This window comes from Paenarthrobacter sp. NPDC089714 (assembly GCF_044748905.1).
GTDB lineage: Bacteria > Actinomycetota > Actinomycetes > Actinomycetales > Micrococcaceae > Arthrobacter.
Window position 1 is genome coordinate 87,053 of sequence record NZ_JBIVGX010000002.1, and the last position, 14,873, is coordinate 101,925.

The window sequence follows — 14,873 nt, forward strand, 5'->3', positions numbered from 1 at the left end:
CCTGCTGGTAATGGCTTACTGGTAACGCCGCCGGTACACCGGGTCCAGCGTCTCCGGCGGCACCCCGAGCATTTCGGCGGTGTACTCCACCACGACGTCGTGGACCAGGTCCTGGAGTTCCTCCTTGGTTCCGGCGGTCTGTTCCACCACGCGCCGGTACACCGTGATCATGGGCGCTGCACCCCGGACACCGGGAGTGTAGGCGCCCATGGGTGCCGGCGTTGCCGCGGCCACCAGTTCTTCGAGGTTTGGCGGTATTTCATCCACGGCGAAGAGCACGCCGTCCAATTGCTTGCCCCACATGTCCTGCAGGCGTTCCGCGGAATCCAGCACGAGGTCGTCGAAGCGTTCCGAGCGGGAGCGGAAACCGGGCAGGTTGGGAAGCATGAGGTCCCCTCGCAACCCCCGACCGTGCCGGTTCCGCCGGCGCGTCCGGAAGCCTTTGGCCTTCGGCGCGGCAAGGTCCGGCTCACCGGATGCTTCGGCGTCTGTCCACCGGATGGAGAAGCCGGGAACATGTGGCTGTGACTGCATATATCGACTGTAGTCCCGGGAATCCGCCAGCGCGACATCATGGGCGGCACCGCGCCGACCATGGAACCGCGGGGCAGAATCCACGCGGCCACACGCCGTCAATGCGGCGTCCAAGGGCCACATGCGGCTAATCTGGGATGTTGTGGGTGCTATTCGCCAGTGTTCCAGATCCGCTTGCCGCCAGTCCGCGGTAGCTACTTTGACGTACGTGTACGCCGAGTCGACTGCCGTGCTCGGTCCTTTGGCGACCTACGCAGAACCCCACGCCTATGACCTGTGTGCGCAGCATGCCGAGACCCTGACGGTTCCCCGCGGTTGGGAAGTCCTGCGGCTGGCCATGCCTAGCTCGCCTCCCGAGCCGGGACCCGACGATCTCCTGGCGCTTGCCAATGCCGTTCGCGAGGCTGCTTCCAACGCCAATTCCGCTCCGGAAACGTCCACACGCCAGCACCGCCAGCCGGTGGAGCCACCCGCCGCGGTTGAGGGAACGCGACGCGGACATTTGCGGGTTCTCCGCGAGCCTTCCTGACCGGACGCAAAACGTCGCGGGCTCCGAAGGGCCTGCCCCGGCGCGGTAGGCTGGAGGCTGCAGATAAGTCCGCCAGCGGCGCCATGCCCGGCGCCACCCAGGGAGCATCATCCATGCCAAAGGTCAGTCCTGAATTGTTGTCCATCCTGCGTTGCCCGGTGACAAGTTCACCGCTGCTCCAGGAGGGTGAGGAACTCGTGTCCACCGAGGCTGCTGACACTGGGGAAAAGCTCCGCTACGCGATCGAGGACGGCATCCCGCTCCTCTTGCCCCCGGACCTTCTCGCCGCCGCCAACGCCTGACGGCGCCCCAGACACCAAACGCACACGGTCTACCTAAGGACACCCATGACTTTCGACTACAAAGTGGCTGACATTTCGCTTGCCGAGGCTGGCCGCCACCAGATCCGCCTGGCCGAGCATGAAATGCCCGGCCTGATGTCCCTGCGCGCCGAGTTCGGCGCGTCGCAGCCGCTCAAGGGTGCCCGCATCGCCGGTTCGCTGCACATGACGGTCCAGACTGCCGTGCTGATCGAGACCCTCACGGCCCTCGGCGCTGAGGTTCGCTGGGCTTCGTGCAACATTTTCTCCACCCAGGACGAGGCAGCTGCCGCCGTCGTGGTTGGAAAGGGGACCACGGAGGACCCGCAAGGCGTCCCGGTGTTCGCCTGGAAGGGCGAAACCCTGGAGGAGTACTGGTGGACCGCCGAGCAGATCCTCACCTGGCCTGGCGCGGACGCCAACCCGGAACTCGGCCCCAACATGATTCTCGACGACGGCGGTGACGCCACGCTGCTGCTGCACAAGGGGGTGGAGTTCGAGGCTGCCGGCGCTGTTCCCGCGGCCACGGACGACGACCCCGAGGAATACCACCTCATCCTTGACCTGCTCCGCCGCACGCTTGCCGTCGACCCGCAGAAGTGGACGCGCATTGCCGCGCGGATCGAGGGCGTTACCGAAGAGACCACCACGGGCGTGCACCGCCTGTACCAGCTGGCAGAGCAGGGCAAGCTCCTCTTCCCGGCCATCAACGTCAACGACTCCGTTACCAAGAGCAAGTTCGACAACAAGTACGGCATCCGGCATTCACTGCCGGACGGCATCAACCGCGCCACCGATGTCCTCATGGGCGGCAAGGTCGCCGTCGTTTGTGGCTATGGCGACGTCGGCAAGGGTGCCGCGGAAGCGCTGCGGGGACAGGGTTCCCGCGTGGTGGTAACCGAGATCGACCCCATCTGTGCACTTCAGGCCGCCATGGACGGCTACCAGGTTGCCAAGCTCGAGTCCGTCCTGGCCCAGGGTGACATCTTCATCACCACCACAGGCAACAAGGACGTCATCCTCGCCGAGCACATGCTGGGCATGAAGAACAAAGCGATTGTGGGCAACATCGGCCACTTCGACAACGAGATCGACATCGCCGGCCTCGCCAAGGTTGAGGGCGTCAAGAAGGTGGAGATCAAGCCGCAGGTCCACGAGTGGGTCTTCGATTCCGGAACCGGCGACGAGCGCTCCATCATCGTGCTTTCCGAGGGCCGGCTGCTGAACCTGGGCAACGCCACGGGCCACCCGTCGTTCGTGATGAGCAACTCCTTCGCGAACCAGACCATCGCGCAGATCGAGCTCTGGACCAAGAAGGACCAGCCCGAGGGGGAACGCGAGTACGGAAAGCAGGTCTACGTCCTTCCCAAGATCCTCGATGAGAAGGTGGCACGCCTGCACCTGGACGCCTTGGGCGTGGAGCTCACTGAACTGAGCAAGGAACAAGCCGACTACCTGGACCTCGACGTTGCCGGACCGTACAAGCCGGAGCACTACCGCTACTAGGGCGACATCGCTCTTGACGGAAGCGAAAGGCCGGACGCGCACCATGCGTGGCCGGCCTTTCGGCTAAAATTGGGTGTTCAGTATTGCTTGCCGGGGGACAGGAAGACAGGGCCATGACGGAAGTCGCCAAGCGGAAGACGGGCAAGATCCTTGCCATCGTGGGGATCTGCGCTGCCATTGCCGCGGGCGGAATCGGTGTTGCAACCGTTCCGGGCCTGTTGGCAGGCTCCGCGCAAAACCAGGCCGGAACGGCTCCTTCTGCTCCGGCTCCCGAGGCCAAGCCCGTGGAACTGGGGGTCACGCCGCTTGACGGCGCGGTTGAGTGGAACCCGGTGGTTGGTCCGCAAGTGAAGGCTGTCAACGGCAAGGTCAAGGATGTGGTCCTCGCTCCGGTGGGCGGTGGCACGCCCGTTCCAGGCAAGACCAGCGCCGACGGCAGCACGTGGACCACCCTGGAAGTCCTGAAGTTCAAGACGCAGTACAACTACTCCTTCACCGTAGTGGATACCGCCGGCAAGGAAACCAAGAAGTCCCAGACCTTCACCACGGTGTCCGCCGCCTACGAAGCCGATGCTTCCATCTATCCGCGGAACGGTTCGGTGGCGGGATCGGGCCAGCCCATCGAGATCAACTTCAGCGAGCCGGTACTGGACAAGGCGGCCATGGAGAAGCGCGTTGGCATTACCGTATCCTCCGGTCAGCCCGTGGCGTGGCACTGGTATTCGGACAAGAAGGTCCGCATCCGGCCCGAGGCTTTCTGGGCGTCGGGGAGTACTGTCACTGTTGACATGAAGCTGCTGGGCGTGGACTTCGGCAATGGCATGATCGGCAACGGGAATGTCACTTCCACCTTCACCACCGGACCCCAGCGCATTGCGGTGGTGGATGACACCACCAAGACCATGAACGTGTACATCAACGGCCAGTTGGAACACACTGCCCCCGTTTCGCTCGGCGGGGAGGACTGGCTCTCGCCCACGGGCTACGCAGTGATCATGGAGCAGGAACGCCACTCGAACTTCAACGCTGGAACCATCGGCCTCAAGCCCGGCGACAAGGGGTATTACCCTCCGCTGGTTGTGGAGTATGCCAACCGCCTGACCTGGTCCGGAGTGTATGTTCACCAGGCCCTCGAAGCTGCATGGGGTGCCATTGGAAGGGTCAACGTTTCCCACGGTTGCGTTGGCTTGCTGCCCGAGGACGCCGCGTGGTTCTTCAACAACATGAAGACCGGCGATGTGGTGCAGATCCTGAACACCGGAGCTCCGCCGGTTGAGCCGCTTGAAGGCTTCGGGGACTGGAACATTCCCTGGGCGAGCTACGCGCAACGCTAGTACTGCTGTTAAGATCGAAGCAGTGATTATCTCCTGCGCTCTTTGATCAGTCCTTTCGGCGCCGGCCATTCCCCGGCCCCTCCTTCCGTGCTGCCCTCTGTGGTGATTCCGGGTGTCCCGTTAGGGAACCCGTTGATGGGTTCCCCGGCTCCTGCCCCCGGATCCTTTTCACCCCTTTGGAGCACCTGTGACCATTTCACCTATCTTTCGCCCCGACTGCGGCAACTGCTTTGCGCTGTGCTGCACAGCCCTGGGTTTCGCCCGTTCGGCTGACTTTGCCATCGACAAGGCCGCGGCCGCACCATGCCCCAATATGGCGGGCGACTTCAGCTGCACCATCCATGATCGTTTGCGCCCGCGCGGCTTCAGCGGCTGCACCGTGTTTGATTGTTTCGGTGCGGGGCAAGTGGTGTCCCAGCAGATCTTCCGCGGCGTCAGCTGGACGGACGACCCCTCTGCCCGAACGTCCATGTTTGCTGTCTTCAAAGTGGTCCGCCAACTCCATGAGATGCTCTGGTACCTGGAGGACGTGCCGCAACGCACCTACGACCCTGAACGCGCGGACGTCGCGCTCCAGTTGTCGCGGACCATCCTGGCCATCACGGGCGGTGACCCGGCCGCCGTCGTGCGGGCCGACGTCGAACGCCTCCACGGCGAGGTCCGCAGGCTTCTTCTGGAGGTGAGTGAGGAAGTGCGGGGTTCGTACGGCGCTGAAGGGAGCAGAACGTACGACGGCGGACTTCGGCCGGGTGCGGACCTCGCCGGAGCGGAACTGGCCCGCCGCCGGCTGTGCGGCGCCGATCTCCGGGGAGCTGTGCTCATCGCGGCGGACCTCAGGGCGAGCGACCTCGCGGCCGTGGATCTTCTGGGCGCAGACCTTCGCGGAGCCCGGCTGGAGAACGCCGATGTGTCTCTGTCCCTCTACCTGACCCAGCAGCAGCTCAACGCCGCGGAAGGGAACGGTGCCACGCTGATCCCGGCGCGGCTTGAACGGCCCGGGCATTGGGGGTGAACGTCAGCGGTCCGTGAACGGAAGCTTTCCCAGTCTTTCACCTACGGCAATGTTGCGTTGCTCCGCTTGCCGCAGCCTGACGAACTCGCGGTTCCTCCGCTCGCCCAGGACTGCCCCGATGTAATCCGCGGGGTTGGTTCCAGGCGGCGGGGGAGGAGCGACGTAGCGCGACAACTCGGAGGCCAAAGCGATGGCCATGTTGTTCCGCGAAACGGGGGCCATCCGGTATGCGTGCTGGACGAATGTTCCGGCTCTGCGGGCCGTGGCGTCCGGGACGCGGCCAATGTCCGCCATGGCCACCCAGCCCTGGAGGTACGGAGGGGCCGTGGCGAGAATGTGCGGTTCGGCAGGGACGCGGAGACGCAATGAGTAGGTTCCGGCAACAATGTCGCCCAGTCGCTTCGACTTCTCGTTGAACAGGGCCACGCCGATGGCCAGGCCACCAAAGGTCAGGTAGATCTCCAGGAATCCGAGCAGGCCCCGGATCACAGCGTGCCTGAACCGGATGGCGCCGCCGTCATCGCGGACGATCCTCAATCCAGCAGCAAGCTTGCCCAGGGAGCGCCCCCGGGTAAGGGTCTCAACTGTCACCGGAACAATGACGAAAGTGAAGACCACAGCTGCCAGGATCATGGCCCGCATGGCGGCCTCATCAACATCGCCGGCGGCAGCTCCCAGGAGGACGATCAGGAGGATCAACAGGAGGATGTGCGCGATGACATCGATGATCAGTCCCAACGCACGTGCTGCGAACGAGGCCGGGCGCAACTCAAGGACAACGGCCTCGCCTGTGATGATCGAACTCAAGCCGTCCCCCGGTCCAGTATGCTGACAGGCACTCCTGCGGCGGGCCAAGAGGGCCCACTTCACCGAGTCTAGCGGCGCTCCTGCCTCAACGGGCCACATCACGGGCTAGGGTGGTGCCGTGGACATCGATGCCTTCTCAGCCGTCAACCAGGGCAAATGGTCACGGCTGACGTACCTGGCCCAGAAGCGGCGGCTTTCCGGAACCGAAGCCGATGAGCTGCTGCGCCTCTACCAGACGGTGTCCGCCCACCTGTCACTCATTCGTTCCGTGGCACCGGAGACGGCCTTGTCGTCGTCGTTGTCCGCGGCGCTTGCGCAGGCACGAACACGGTTCACCGGCGCGCGGTCAAATTTCATGGAGGACCTGGCCCGCTTCTTCGTCATCTCGCTTCCAGCCGCCTTCTACCGGGTCCGCTGGCTCACCGTGTGGTGCGGGGTTTTCTTCGTCCTGGTTGGCGGCGCCTACGCCTGGTGGATCGGCACCTCGCCTGAGGCTTTGCGCGCGGTGTACGGAAGTGATGCAAGCATCCGCCAGTACGTCGAGGACGACTTCATCAATTACTACTCCGAGAACCCCGCAGCCTCCTTTGCCGGAGCCGTGTGGACCAACAACGCCTGGATATCCGCCCAGGCCGTAGCATTTGGCGTGACCGGATTCTGGGTGCCGATGATCCTGTTCCTCAATGCCCAGGGAGTGGGCGTGGCCGCGGGCGTGTTCGCCGCGTCCGGCAAGCTGGACGTCTTCTTCAGCTATATCCTCCCGCACGGCCTGATGGAACTCACCGCAGTCTTCATCGCCTGTGCCGCCGGACTGAAGATCTTCTGGGCGATGGTCCAGCCAGGTCCGCGAACCCGCTTGCAGGCCGTAGCCGACGAGGGGCGTTCGCTGGTGACCGTCGCGCTGGGGCTGGTCCTGGTGCTGCTGGTCTCAGGCGTCGTAGAGGCGTTCGTGACACCGAGTCCGCTCCCTGTCTGGGCGAAGATCACCATTGGTGCCCTGGTCCTTGCCGGCTATTGGGTCTACACGCTGCTTTTGGGCGGACGGGCCGCCCGCGCCGGCGAGACCGGCGACCTGGACATCAACGACGCCGGTTACCGCGGCATTTCGGCGTAGCACCTTACAGTTACGTTTCAATCCGGCCGCAAGCGGGGTGGCTCCTGTCTCGGTGCATGGGCGGACTGTAGGCTCGAAAGCAGACAAGAATGCCGGCAGTCCCCAACCGCCGGTGGATGCCTACGGAAGTGAAACCGCTGTGAGCGACAAGAGCCCGAAACCACAAGAACCGGATACGGACGTCCATGACGACCCCGACGAGCCGGCTTTCGACTGGATGAAGCCCAAAGCTTCCGGTGGAACGTCCCCAGCCACCGGGTCCGCCGCCGCTTCCGCTTCCAAGGCTTCTGCTGCTCCCGCGACCCCCACGGGCAAACAGCCCCCCACGGGCAAACAGCCCGCCGCGGCGGCTGCCAGCCAGCCATCGATGCCCACCACCGGCCAGCCCGGGAGCCGTGCCGACCGGAAGGCGGCAGAAGCTGCCGACGCCGAGCCGGAGCCGCCGCTTTTCGCGGACACCGTTGCGGGCCGCCCGTCGCACTATTCGGAACCGTTGCCGACGTCGGCCCTTTCCGTCCGTCCTCCCGAGGAGGAAGTGGCGCGGCGGAATGCCGAGCGCGAGCAGGCCGCGAACGTGAAGCCGATCGGTCCTCGTGTTTTCCAGGTCCTGCTGGCGGTTTTCTACCCTGTGATCCTGCTGGTCCTGGCGGTACGTGCCGTGACCAGCCCACTGTTCCTTTGGGTGGAGTACAACCGCCCGGGATTCCCCGGTGACGGCTATGGGTTCAGCACCGATGACCGCATGACCTACGGATCCTACGCCGTGGACTACCTGAGCAACTGGGCCGGACCACGCTACCTCGGCGGGCTGGTCAACCAGGACGGCGCCAAACTGTTCAAGGACTCCGAAGTCTCGCATATGGCCGATGTCAAAGTGGTCATGCTGTCCTCGTTCGGTGCCGGCCTGCTGCTCATCATCCTGAGCATCATCGCCATCATTTATCTCCGGAAGCGGAGCGCTGGCGGTGTGCGCCGGGGGCTGTTCGCCGGATCCATCGTGACGCTGGTGATCATCATTGGCCTGGCTGTACTGGCCGTCCTCAGCTGGCAGCAGTTCTTCACGGAGTTCCACCGGATTTTCTTCGCCAACGGTACGTGGACGTTCTCATTGGAAGACACGCTGATCCGCCTGTTCCCGGGACAGTTCTGGTCGGACGCCGGAATCGTGATCGGAGGGCTGGTCTTCCTGGCCGCGACGCTGACGTTCATCTTCACGTGGCCAACCCGCCGGCGTCGTGGTGTGGCCACCGAACCCGTGGCCGACACTGGTGACGAGGAACAGGAAGAAGAGCCGGCATCCGGGGAAGAGGCTGTCCGCCGCTAGGCCGATTGCCCTGCAGGTGGTGGCTTTACTTCGCGTAGAGCCTGTCCACCAAGGCTGAGAAATCGTTGACCACGGCTGCCCGCTTCAGCTTCAGCGAGGGCGTGAGGTGGCCAGATTCGATGCTGAGCTCGGCATTGATGAAGTCAAACTTGCGGATCGACTCGGCGGCCGAGACCAGCTTGTTGGCCTCGTCGACGGCGGATTGCACGGCCGCCCGCACGCGCGCGTCAGCACCGGCTTCCTGGAGGGACAGGGCTCCGGTCTTGTTCTCGGCGCACCAGTCGGCGAGCCCCTCAGGGTCCAGGGACACGAGGGCTGCGACGAACGGACGCCCATCGCCGACCACCACGGCCTGGCCCACGAGTTGGTGTTCACGGAGCTTCTCCTCCAAAGGAGCCGGCGCTACGTTCTTCCCGCCGGCAGTTACCAGGAGGTCCTTCTTGCGGCCTGTGATGGTAAGGAAGCCGTCCTGGTCCAGCTCACCGAGGTCTCCGGTGCGGAAGAACCCGTCAACAAAGGCCTCTTGAGTCGCAGCTGGATTGGCGTGGTATCCCTTGAACACTCCGATGCCTTTGACCAGTACTTCGCCGTCGCCGGCCACACGGATGGTGGTGCCGGGCAGGGGAATTCCTACAGTGCCGATGCGGGACATCGTGGGGGTGTTAACGGTGCAGGGCGCCGTGGTTTCCGTGAGCCCGTAGCCTTCCAGGACGGGAACGCCCGCGCCGTGGAAGAAGTGGTTTTCCCGAAGGCTCAAAGGGCTGGCACCGGAGACGGTGTAACCGACCGCCCCGCCGAACACCTCTCGGACTTTCGGGTACAGCAGTCTGTTGAACACGGCGTGCTTCAGCCGCAGGAGCAAACCTGGCCCCGTTCCCTGCCCCCGCGACGCGAGGTCCACCGCCGTCGAATATTCAACAGCGGTGGCCGAAGCGGCCGAGAAGAGCGCCGACTTGCCGCCCATGGCCGCCTTGTGGCCTGCACCGGCGTACACCTTCTCGAAGATACGTGGCACGGCAAGGAGGAAGGTGGGCTTGAACGCGCCGAGGTCAGCCATGAGGCCGTTGGCGCCGGCACTGTGGCCCAGGGTGACACCGGCTGAGAGGCACACCACCTGCACGGCGCGGGCCAACACATGGGCCAGCGGCAGGAACATCAATGTACGCGCATCCTGCTGCATGAGCAGCTGCGGAAGGAAAGGGATGACGTTCCTGGCCACCAGCACAAAATTCCCGTGCGTGATTTCGCAGCCCTTGGGTTTGCCCGTAGTTCCCGAGGTATAGACGATGGATGCGACGTCGGCCAGGGTCGCGGCGCTGCGTTGCCGTTCCAGCTCCGTGTCCGTAATGCCGCTTCCGACGGCGGCCAGGCTGGTCAGGTTGGGTACCTCGCCTTCGTGCTCCATCCGGATGATGGTCACGGGATCGTCGCCCAGGGTGGCTGACTTGTCCACGACGCCGCGGACCACCTTCGCCTTGCCCGCGTCCTCCACGAAGACCCGGCGGGCACCGGAGTCAACCAGGATCCACTCGATCTGGCTGGGGGAGGATGTCTCATAGATGGGCACGGTCACACCGCCGGCCATCCAGATGGCGAAGTCCACCAGCGTCCACTCAAAGCTTGAAGCGGAGAGGACGGCTACGGGATCGCCGGGATTGAGGCCGCCTGCAATCAGTCCCTTGGCCAGCGCGTTGACGTCGGCCTGGAAACGGGAAGCAGTGACGTTCAACCAGCCATTGGCGGTCTTGTGCGCGTAGAGCGTCCCGAACGGGTCCTTGGAACACCGTTCCAGCAGGAGGTCCGTGACATTGCTGTTCTCATCGGCCTCGACCAGAAGCTCCGTGCTTGCTTCCCTCACGACCCTCCTCATTTCCTTGCCTTTGCTGCGCACTTGCGGGGGCTTGCCACCCGACCCCGGTGAATTGCCTCCATGGATCAGCCTAGATCCACGAGGGCATCCACATCCTCATCCGCCAGTCCTGGTAACTGATCACTTCGGCCGTCAACACCGGGTAGAAGAAGGCCGTGGCAATGACGGCCAGCACCACGATGAGCGCCACGACGTAGAGGCCGGATCTGCGCCGCCAGGGTGGATCGCTGCTCCGGCCCAGCGCCAACCCCAGTACGTACGTCAAGGCCAGCACCAGGAAGGGTTCAAAGGACACCGCGTAGAAAATGAACATGGTGCGTTCGGGGTACATGAACCACGGAAGGTAGCCGGCAGCAACCCCGGCCAGGATGGCACCGGCCCGCCAGTCCCTGCGCCCGGCCCACCAGAACAGCAGGATCACCAGGGCGATGGTTCCACCCCACCACACCACGGGGTTGCCGACCGGGAGGATAGCCGAGGAACAGGTCTCCACTACGCACCCGGCGGTTCCCTGTTTGGGCGACTGGTAATAGAACGATGTTGGGCGGCCCATGATGAGCCACGTCCAAGGACTGGATTCGTAGGGGTGGTCCGAAGACAGGCCCTGGTGGAACTTGTAGGCCTCAAGGTGGTAGTGCGCCAGCGATCGAACGGAGTTGGGCAGCCAGTCCCATCCGGGGGCCGGGTTGGTGGCAGCCCACTGCCGATAGTAGGCGTCCTTGGAAAGGAACCAACCCGTCCAGGTGGCGACGTACGTGACGCACATGGCGGGAATGATGGTGACGAACGCCGCAAGGCCGTCCTTGATGATGGAGGCGCTGGGCCAGCTTCGGATCCCGGCAACGCGGCGGGCGTTCATGTCCCAGAAAACGGTCATGAGTCCGAAGGCAACCACGAAGAAGAGGGCCGACCATTTGGTTCCGACGGCAAGCCCCAGGCAGATCCCGGCCACGAGCCGCCACCAGCGCATGCCCAGCCACGGGCCGGAGAGCAGCTGGACGGGGGAGGGGCGGCCATCGCGTGAAGCAGCCGCTTGCGCGGCAAGCCGGGAAGCAAGACGACGGCGGCCGTCGTCGCGGTCCAACAACAGGGCACCAAAGGCCGCGAAAAGCCAGAAAGCCAGGAAAATGTCCAACAAGGATGTCCGTGACAACACCAGGTGGTGGCCATCGATGGCGAGGAGGAGCCCGGCGACCAGCCCGAGTATGTGGGACCGGAACAGCTTCAGGGCGATGAGCGAGATCAGGAAGACCGTGAGCGTTCCGGTCAGGGCAGCCCCGAACCGCCAGCCGAAGGGGTTGTCCGAACCGAACAGCCACATGCCGAAGGCGATCATCCACTTGCCCACGGGCGGGTGCACCACGTATTCGGGAGTGTTCAGGAGGACGTCCGGATTGCCGATGTTGAACGAGTCGTTGGCTTTGGCCGGCCAACTGCGTTCGTAGCCGCTCACCAGGTAGGAGTAGGCGTCCTTGACGTAATACGTCTCATCGAAGACCAAGCTGTGGGGTGCGTCCAGCCGGTAGAAGCGAAGGATGCCCCCGAGCGCGGCCGTCAGGGTAGGGATCAGCCAGAACCACAGTCGCAAGGACGGCGGATAGTCCCGCCAACTCTGGATGCTGCCGATGAGCCGGGACCGCAAGGCCTCCGCGGCGAACGCCTCAGCCGGACGCTCAATCCAGCGGTGGCCTTCCAAGCCACGCTTTGGTCCACGATTGTCGGGGCTGCGCCGGCCAGGGGGCTGCCAAGCGGTCAGTTTACTTACCGTTTGTCCGCCAGCAGCACCCTGTGCTGTCTCTTCGGTCTCTTCAGGCGAGGACGGCATCCCGGAAGTTCCGGAAGCTGTTGCTGGGACGGGCGACTGGTTCACCCGCCCATGCTACCTTTCGATGCTTGGTGCGAAGCCGGATGCCTCGCGGGGCGTCCCGGGCATTAGGCTTGGCAGGTGGACGAAGAACGCAGTGTGCCGGCCGAAGCCCCCTTGGATGACGAGTTTCCCGACGACGAGCTCGAAGCGCCGGTACCCGGAGGCACCTCCGGAATTGGAAGGATCGTCCTGGCCGCGACCCCTATTGGCAACGTGGGCGACGCTTCCTCCCGTTTAATCGAGCTCCTGGGGACCTCGGACATCATCGCGGCCGAGGATACCCGGCGGCTGCATCGTTTGGTTCAGGCCCTTGGGGTCCAGGTCACCGGCAGGGTCATCAGCTACCACGAACACAATGAGGTGGCGAAGACCGGCGACCTGCTGGAACAGGTCCGCGCGGGCAAGAACATCCTCATGGTCAGCGATGCGGGGATGCCCGCGGTCTCCGACCCCGGGTTCCGGCTGGTTGAAGGCGCAGTCGCGGCCGGGCTGACGGTGACGGCAGTGCCCGGTCCTTCGGCTGTGCTGACCGCCCTGGCGTTGTCCGGGCTGCCGACAGACCGTTTCTGCTTCGAGGGCTTCCTGCCCCGCAAATCCGGGGAGCGCAGTTCCCGGCTCGGGGAGTTGGCTGGCGAGCGCCGCACCATGGTGTTTTTCGAAGCCCCCCACCGCCTGGAAGCCATGCTGCGCGCCCTGCACGAACGTTTTGGGCCGGACCGCCCTGGAGCCGTCTGCCGGGAATTGACCAAGACCTATGAAGAAGTGATTCGCGGATCGTTGCGGGATCTCTTGGAGTGGGCCGAGGCCAATGAGGTCCGGGGCGAGATCGCCGTAGTGGTGGGTGGTGCACCTGAACAGGCGCCTGCCAAGCCGGAGGACCATGTTGCTGCGGTCAATGAGCTGGTTTCGCAAGGCATCCGCCTGAAGGAAGCCGTGGCGGCGGTGGCCGACGATGCCCGCATCAGCAAGCGTGAACTGTACGCGGCGGTGCTCGCAGCGCGCTGACGAGCTCCTGTGCAGTTGCACAAATTGGGAGGCGCAGGGCAGTGCGCGAAGGCGTAGACACTCTTTCCGGCCGGGCAGTACCGTGGCAGTAATTCAAGCCACTTCTGGCAAGGAACCCTAGTGGTGCAACACTCCAAAAGCACCCAAGACGAAGGAGTCGCCATGACTGTCACGGTTGAACGCGAAAGCGAACTGCTGGCTTCCGTCCCCACTGGCCTGCTGATCAACGGTCAGTGGCGTCCGGCGGGATCCGGGAAGACCTTTGATGTTGAGGACCCGGCCACGGGCAAGGTCCTGCTCAGCATCTCCGACGCCGGCGCGGAAGACGGCGCCGCTGCCCTGGATGCTGCCGCTGCCGCGCAGGCTGACTGGGCACGCACGGCCCCGCGCGAACGCGGTGAAATCCTGCGCCGTGCCTTCGAGCTGGTCACTGAGCGTGCTGAGGACTTCGCGCTGCTGATGACCCTGGAAATGGGCAAGCCCCTGGCCGAGGCCCGCGGCGAAGTGACCTACGGTGCCGAGTTCCTGCGCTGGTTCTCCGAAGAAGCCGTCCGTGTTTCGGGCCGCTACTCCGCAGCCCCGGACGGCAAGAACCGCCTCCTGGTCCAGAAGAAGCCAGTGGGACCGTGCCTGCTGATCACGCCGTGGAACTTCCCGCTGGCCATGGCCACCCGCAAGATCGCCCCGGCCGTTGCCGCCGGCTGCACCATGGTCCTCAAGCCGGCCAACCTGACCCCGCTGACCAGCCTGCTGTTCGCCCAGGTCATGCAGGAAGCCGGCCTCCCGGCAGGTGTCCTGAACGTCATCCAGACCTCCACCGCCGGTGCGGTGACCGGTCCGCTGATCAAGGACGACCGCCTCCGCAAGATCTCCTTCACCGGCTCCACGCCGGTGGGCCAGGCCCTCATCCGGGAAGCCGCGGACAAGGTGCTGCGCACGTCCATGGAACTGGGCGGCAACGCGCCGTTCGTCGTGTTCGAGGACGCGGACCTGGACAAGGCCGTCGAAGGTGCCATCGCCGCGAAGATGCGCAACATGGGCGAGGCCTGCACTGCAGCCAACCGCTTCATCGTCCAGGAATCCATCGCTGATGAGTTCGCTGAGAAGTTCGCCGCGAAGATCGCTTCCCTGACCACCGCCCGCGGCACCGAGCCCGAATCCAAGGTTGGCCCGCTGATCGACGGCAAGGCCCGCGACGGCGTCCACGCCCTCGTTGCCGACGCTGTCGCTGGTGGCGCCGAGGCAGTCACCGGTGGTGCCGCCGTCGACGGTCCTGGCTACTTCTACCAGCCCACCGTGCTGAAGAACGTCGCCGAAGACGCCCGCATCCTGCAGGAAGAAATCTTCGGCCCGGTAGCCCCGATCGTCACCTTCTCCACCGAAGACGACGCGATCCGCCTGGCCAACAACACTGAATACGGGCTGGTGGCCTACGTCTTCACCAAGGACCTCAACCGCGGCCTGCGCGTCAGCGAACGCCTGGAGACCGGCATGCTCGGCCTGAACGCCGGCGTGATCTCCAACGCAGCGGCACCGTTCGGTGGCGTCAAGCAGTCCGGGCTGGGCCGCGAAGGCGGCTCCGAAGGTATCGAAGAGTACCTCTACACCCAGTACGTAGGTATCGCGGACCCCTACGCCGACTAAGGGCTGC

The 14,873-nt window shown here is 64.6% G+C and carries 13 protein-coding genes; 9 read left to right on the plus strand and 4 right to left on the minus strand.

What is annotated here, in order from left to right:
* Window positions 1–15: 15 nt before the first annotated feature.
* Window positions 16–534 carry a metallopeptidase family protein gene (locus tag ACIPY3_RS04980; protein WP_400330860.1) on the minus strand — a complete coding sequence of 173 codons (519 nt, stop codon included), beginning with the start codon at window positions 532–534 and terminating at the stop codon, window positions 16–18.
* A 121-nt stretch (window positions 535–655) separates the two neighbouring features.
* Here ACIPY3_RS04980 and ACIPY3_RS04985 point away from each other — a divergent pair, with 121 nt between their 5' ends.
* The 5 genes from ACIPY3_RS04985 to ACIPY3_RS05005 all read left to right on the plus strand — a co-directional run bounded on the left by ACIPY3_RS04985 (window position 656) and on the right by ACIPY3_RS05005 (window position 5,235).
* A complete protein-coding gene (locus ACIPY3_RS04985) occupies window positions 656–1,063 on the plus strand; it encodes a DUF3499 domain-containing protein (RefSeq protein WP_400330863.1) in 408 nt (135 codons plus the stop codon).
* Window positions 1,064–1,176: 113 nt separating this feature from the next.
* Entirely contained in the window at window positions 1,177–1,365 is a 189-nt protein-coding gene (locus tag ACIPY3_RS04990; protein WP_400330866.1) for a Trm112 family protein, read from the plus strand.
* 45 nt (window positions 1,366–1,410) lie between these two features.
* Window positions 1,411–2,889 carry an adenosylhomocysteinase gene (gene ahcY / locus ACIPY3_RS04995; RefSeq protein WP_400330869.1) on the plus strand — a complete coding sequence of 493 codons (1,479 nt, stop codon included), beginning with the start codon at window positions 1,411–1,413 and terminating at the stop codon, window positions 2,887–2,889.
* 113 nt (window positions 2,890–3,002) lie between these two features.
* Window positions 3,003–4,223, plus strand: coding sequence for an Ig-like domain-containing protein (locus ACIPY3_RS05000; RefSeq protein WP_400330872.1), 1,221 nt, complete (start codon window positions 3,003–3,005; stop codon window positions 4,221–4,223).
* Window positions 4,224–4,410: 187 nt separating this feature from the next.
* The gene (locus ACIPY3_RS05005) at window positions 4,411–5,235 is read left to right on the plus strand and encodes a pentapeptide repeat-containing protein (protein ID WP_400330875.1); all 825 of its coding nucleotides are present in this window, start codon (window positions 4,411–4,413) and stop codon (window positions 5,233–5,235) included.
* Window positions 5,236–5,238: 3 nt separating this feature from the next.
* Here the strand turns inward: ACIPY3_RS05005 and ACIPY3_RS05010 are convergent, their stop codons facing one another.
* The gene (locus ACIPY3_RS05010; RefSeq protein ID WP_400330878.1) at window positions 5,239–6,042 is read right to left on the minus strand and encodes an RDD family protein; all 804 of its coding nucleotides are present in this window, start codon (window positions 6,040–6,042) and stop codon (window positions 5,239–5,241) included.
* Between the two features lie 118 nt (window positions 6,043–6,160).
* Between ACIPY3_RS05010 and ACIPY3_RS05015 the strand changes: the two genes are divergently transcribed.
* Both ACIPY3_RS05015 and ACIPY3_RS05020 read left to right on the plus strand, forming a co-directional pair.
* The gene (locus ACIPY3_RS05015; protein ID WP_400330881.1) at window positions 6,161–7,156 is read left to right on the plus strand and encodes a stage II sporulation protein M; all 996 of its coding nucleotides are present in this window, start codon (window positions 6,161–6,163) and stop codon (window positions 7,154–7,156) included.
* 139 nt (window positions 7,157–7,295) lie between these two features.
* On the plus strand, window positions 7,296–8,480 hold the full coding sequence (locus tag ACIPY3_RS05020) for a TIGR01906 family membrane protein (protein WP_400330884.1): 1,185 nt from the start codon (window positions 7,296–7,298) through the stop codon (window positions 8,478–8,480).
* Window positions 8,481–8,505: 25 nt separating this feature from the next.
* Here the strand turns inward: ACIPY3_RS05020 and ACIPY3_RS05025 are convergent, their stop codons facing one another.
* Together ACIPY3_RS05025 and ACIPY3_RS05030 are read right to left on the minus strand one after the other, a co-directional pair.
* A complete protein-coding gene (locus ACIPY3_RS05025) occupies window positions 8,506–10,338 on the minus strand; it encodes an AMP-dependent synthetase/ligase (RefSeq protein WP_400330887.1) in 1,833 nt (610 codons plus the stop codon).
* 82 nt (window positions 10,339–10,420) lie between these two features.
* On the minus strand, window positions 10,421–12,220 hold the full coding sequence (locus ACIPY3_RS05030) for a dolichyl-phosphate-mannose--protein mannosyltransferase (protein WP_400330890.1): 1,800 nt from the start codon (window positions 12,218–12,220) through the stop codon (window positions 10,421–10,423).
* Between the two features lie 111 nt (window positions 12,221–12,331).
* Here ACIPY3_RS05030 and rsmI point away from each other — a divergent pair, with 111 nt between their 5' ends.
* Window positions 12,332–13,222, plus strand: coding sequence for a 16S rRNA (cytidine(1402)-2'-O)-methyltransferase (rsmI, locus tag ACIPY3_RS05035; protein ID WP_400331629.1), 891 nt, complete (start codon window positions 12,332–12,334; stop codon window positions 13,220–13,222).
* 162 nt (window positions 13,223–13,384) lie between these two features.
* Window positions 13,385–14,866 (plus strand): NAD-dependent succinate-semialdehyde dehydrogenase, encoded by a 1,482-nt coding sequence (locus ACIPY3_RS05040; RefSeq protein ID WP_400270529.1) that lies wholly within the window; start codon window positions 13,385–13,387, stop codon window positions 14,864–14,866.
* Window positions 14,867–14,873 lie beyond the last annotated feature (7 nt).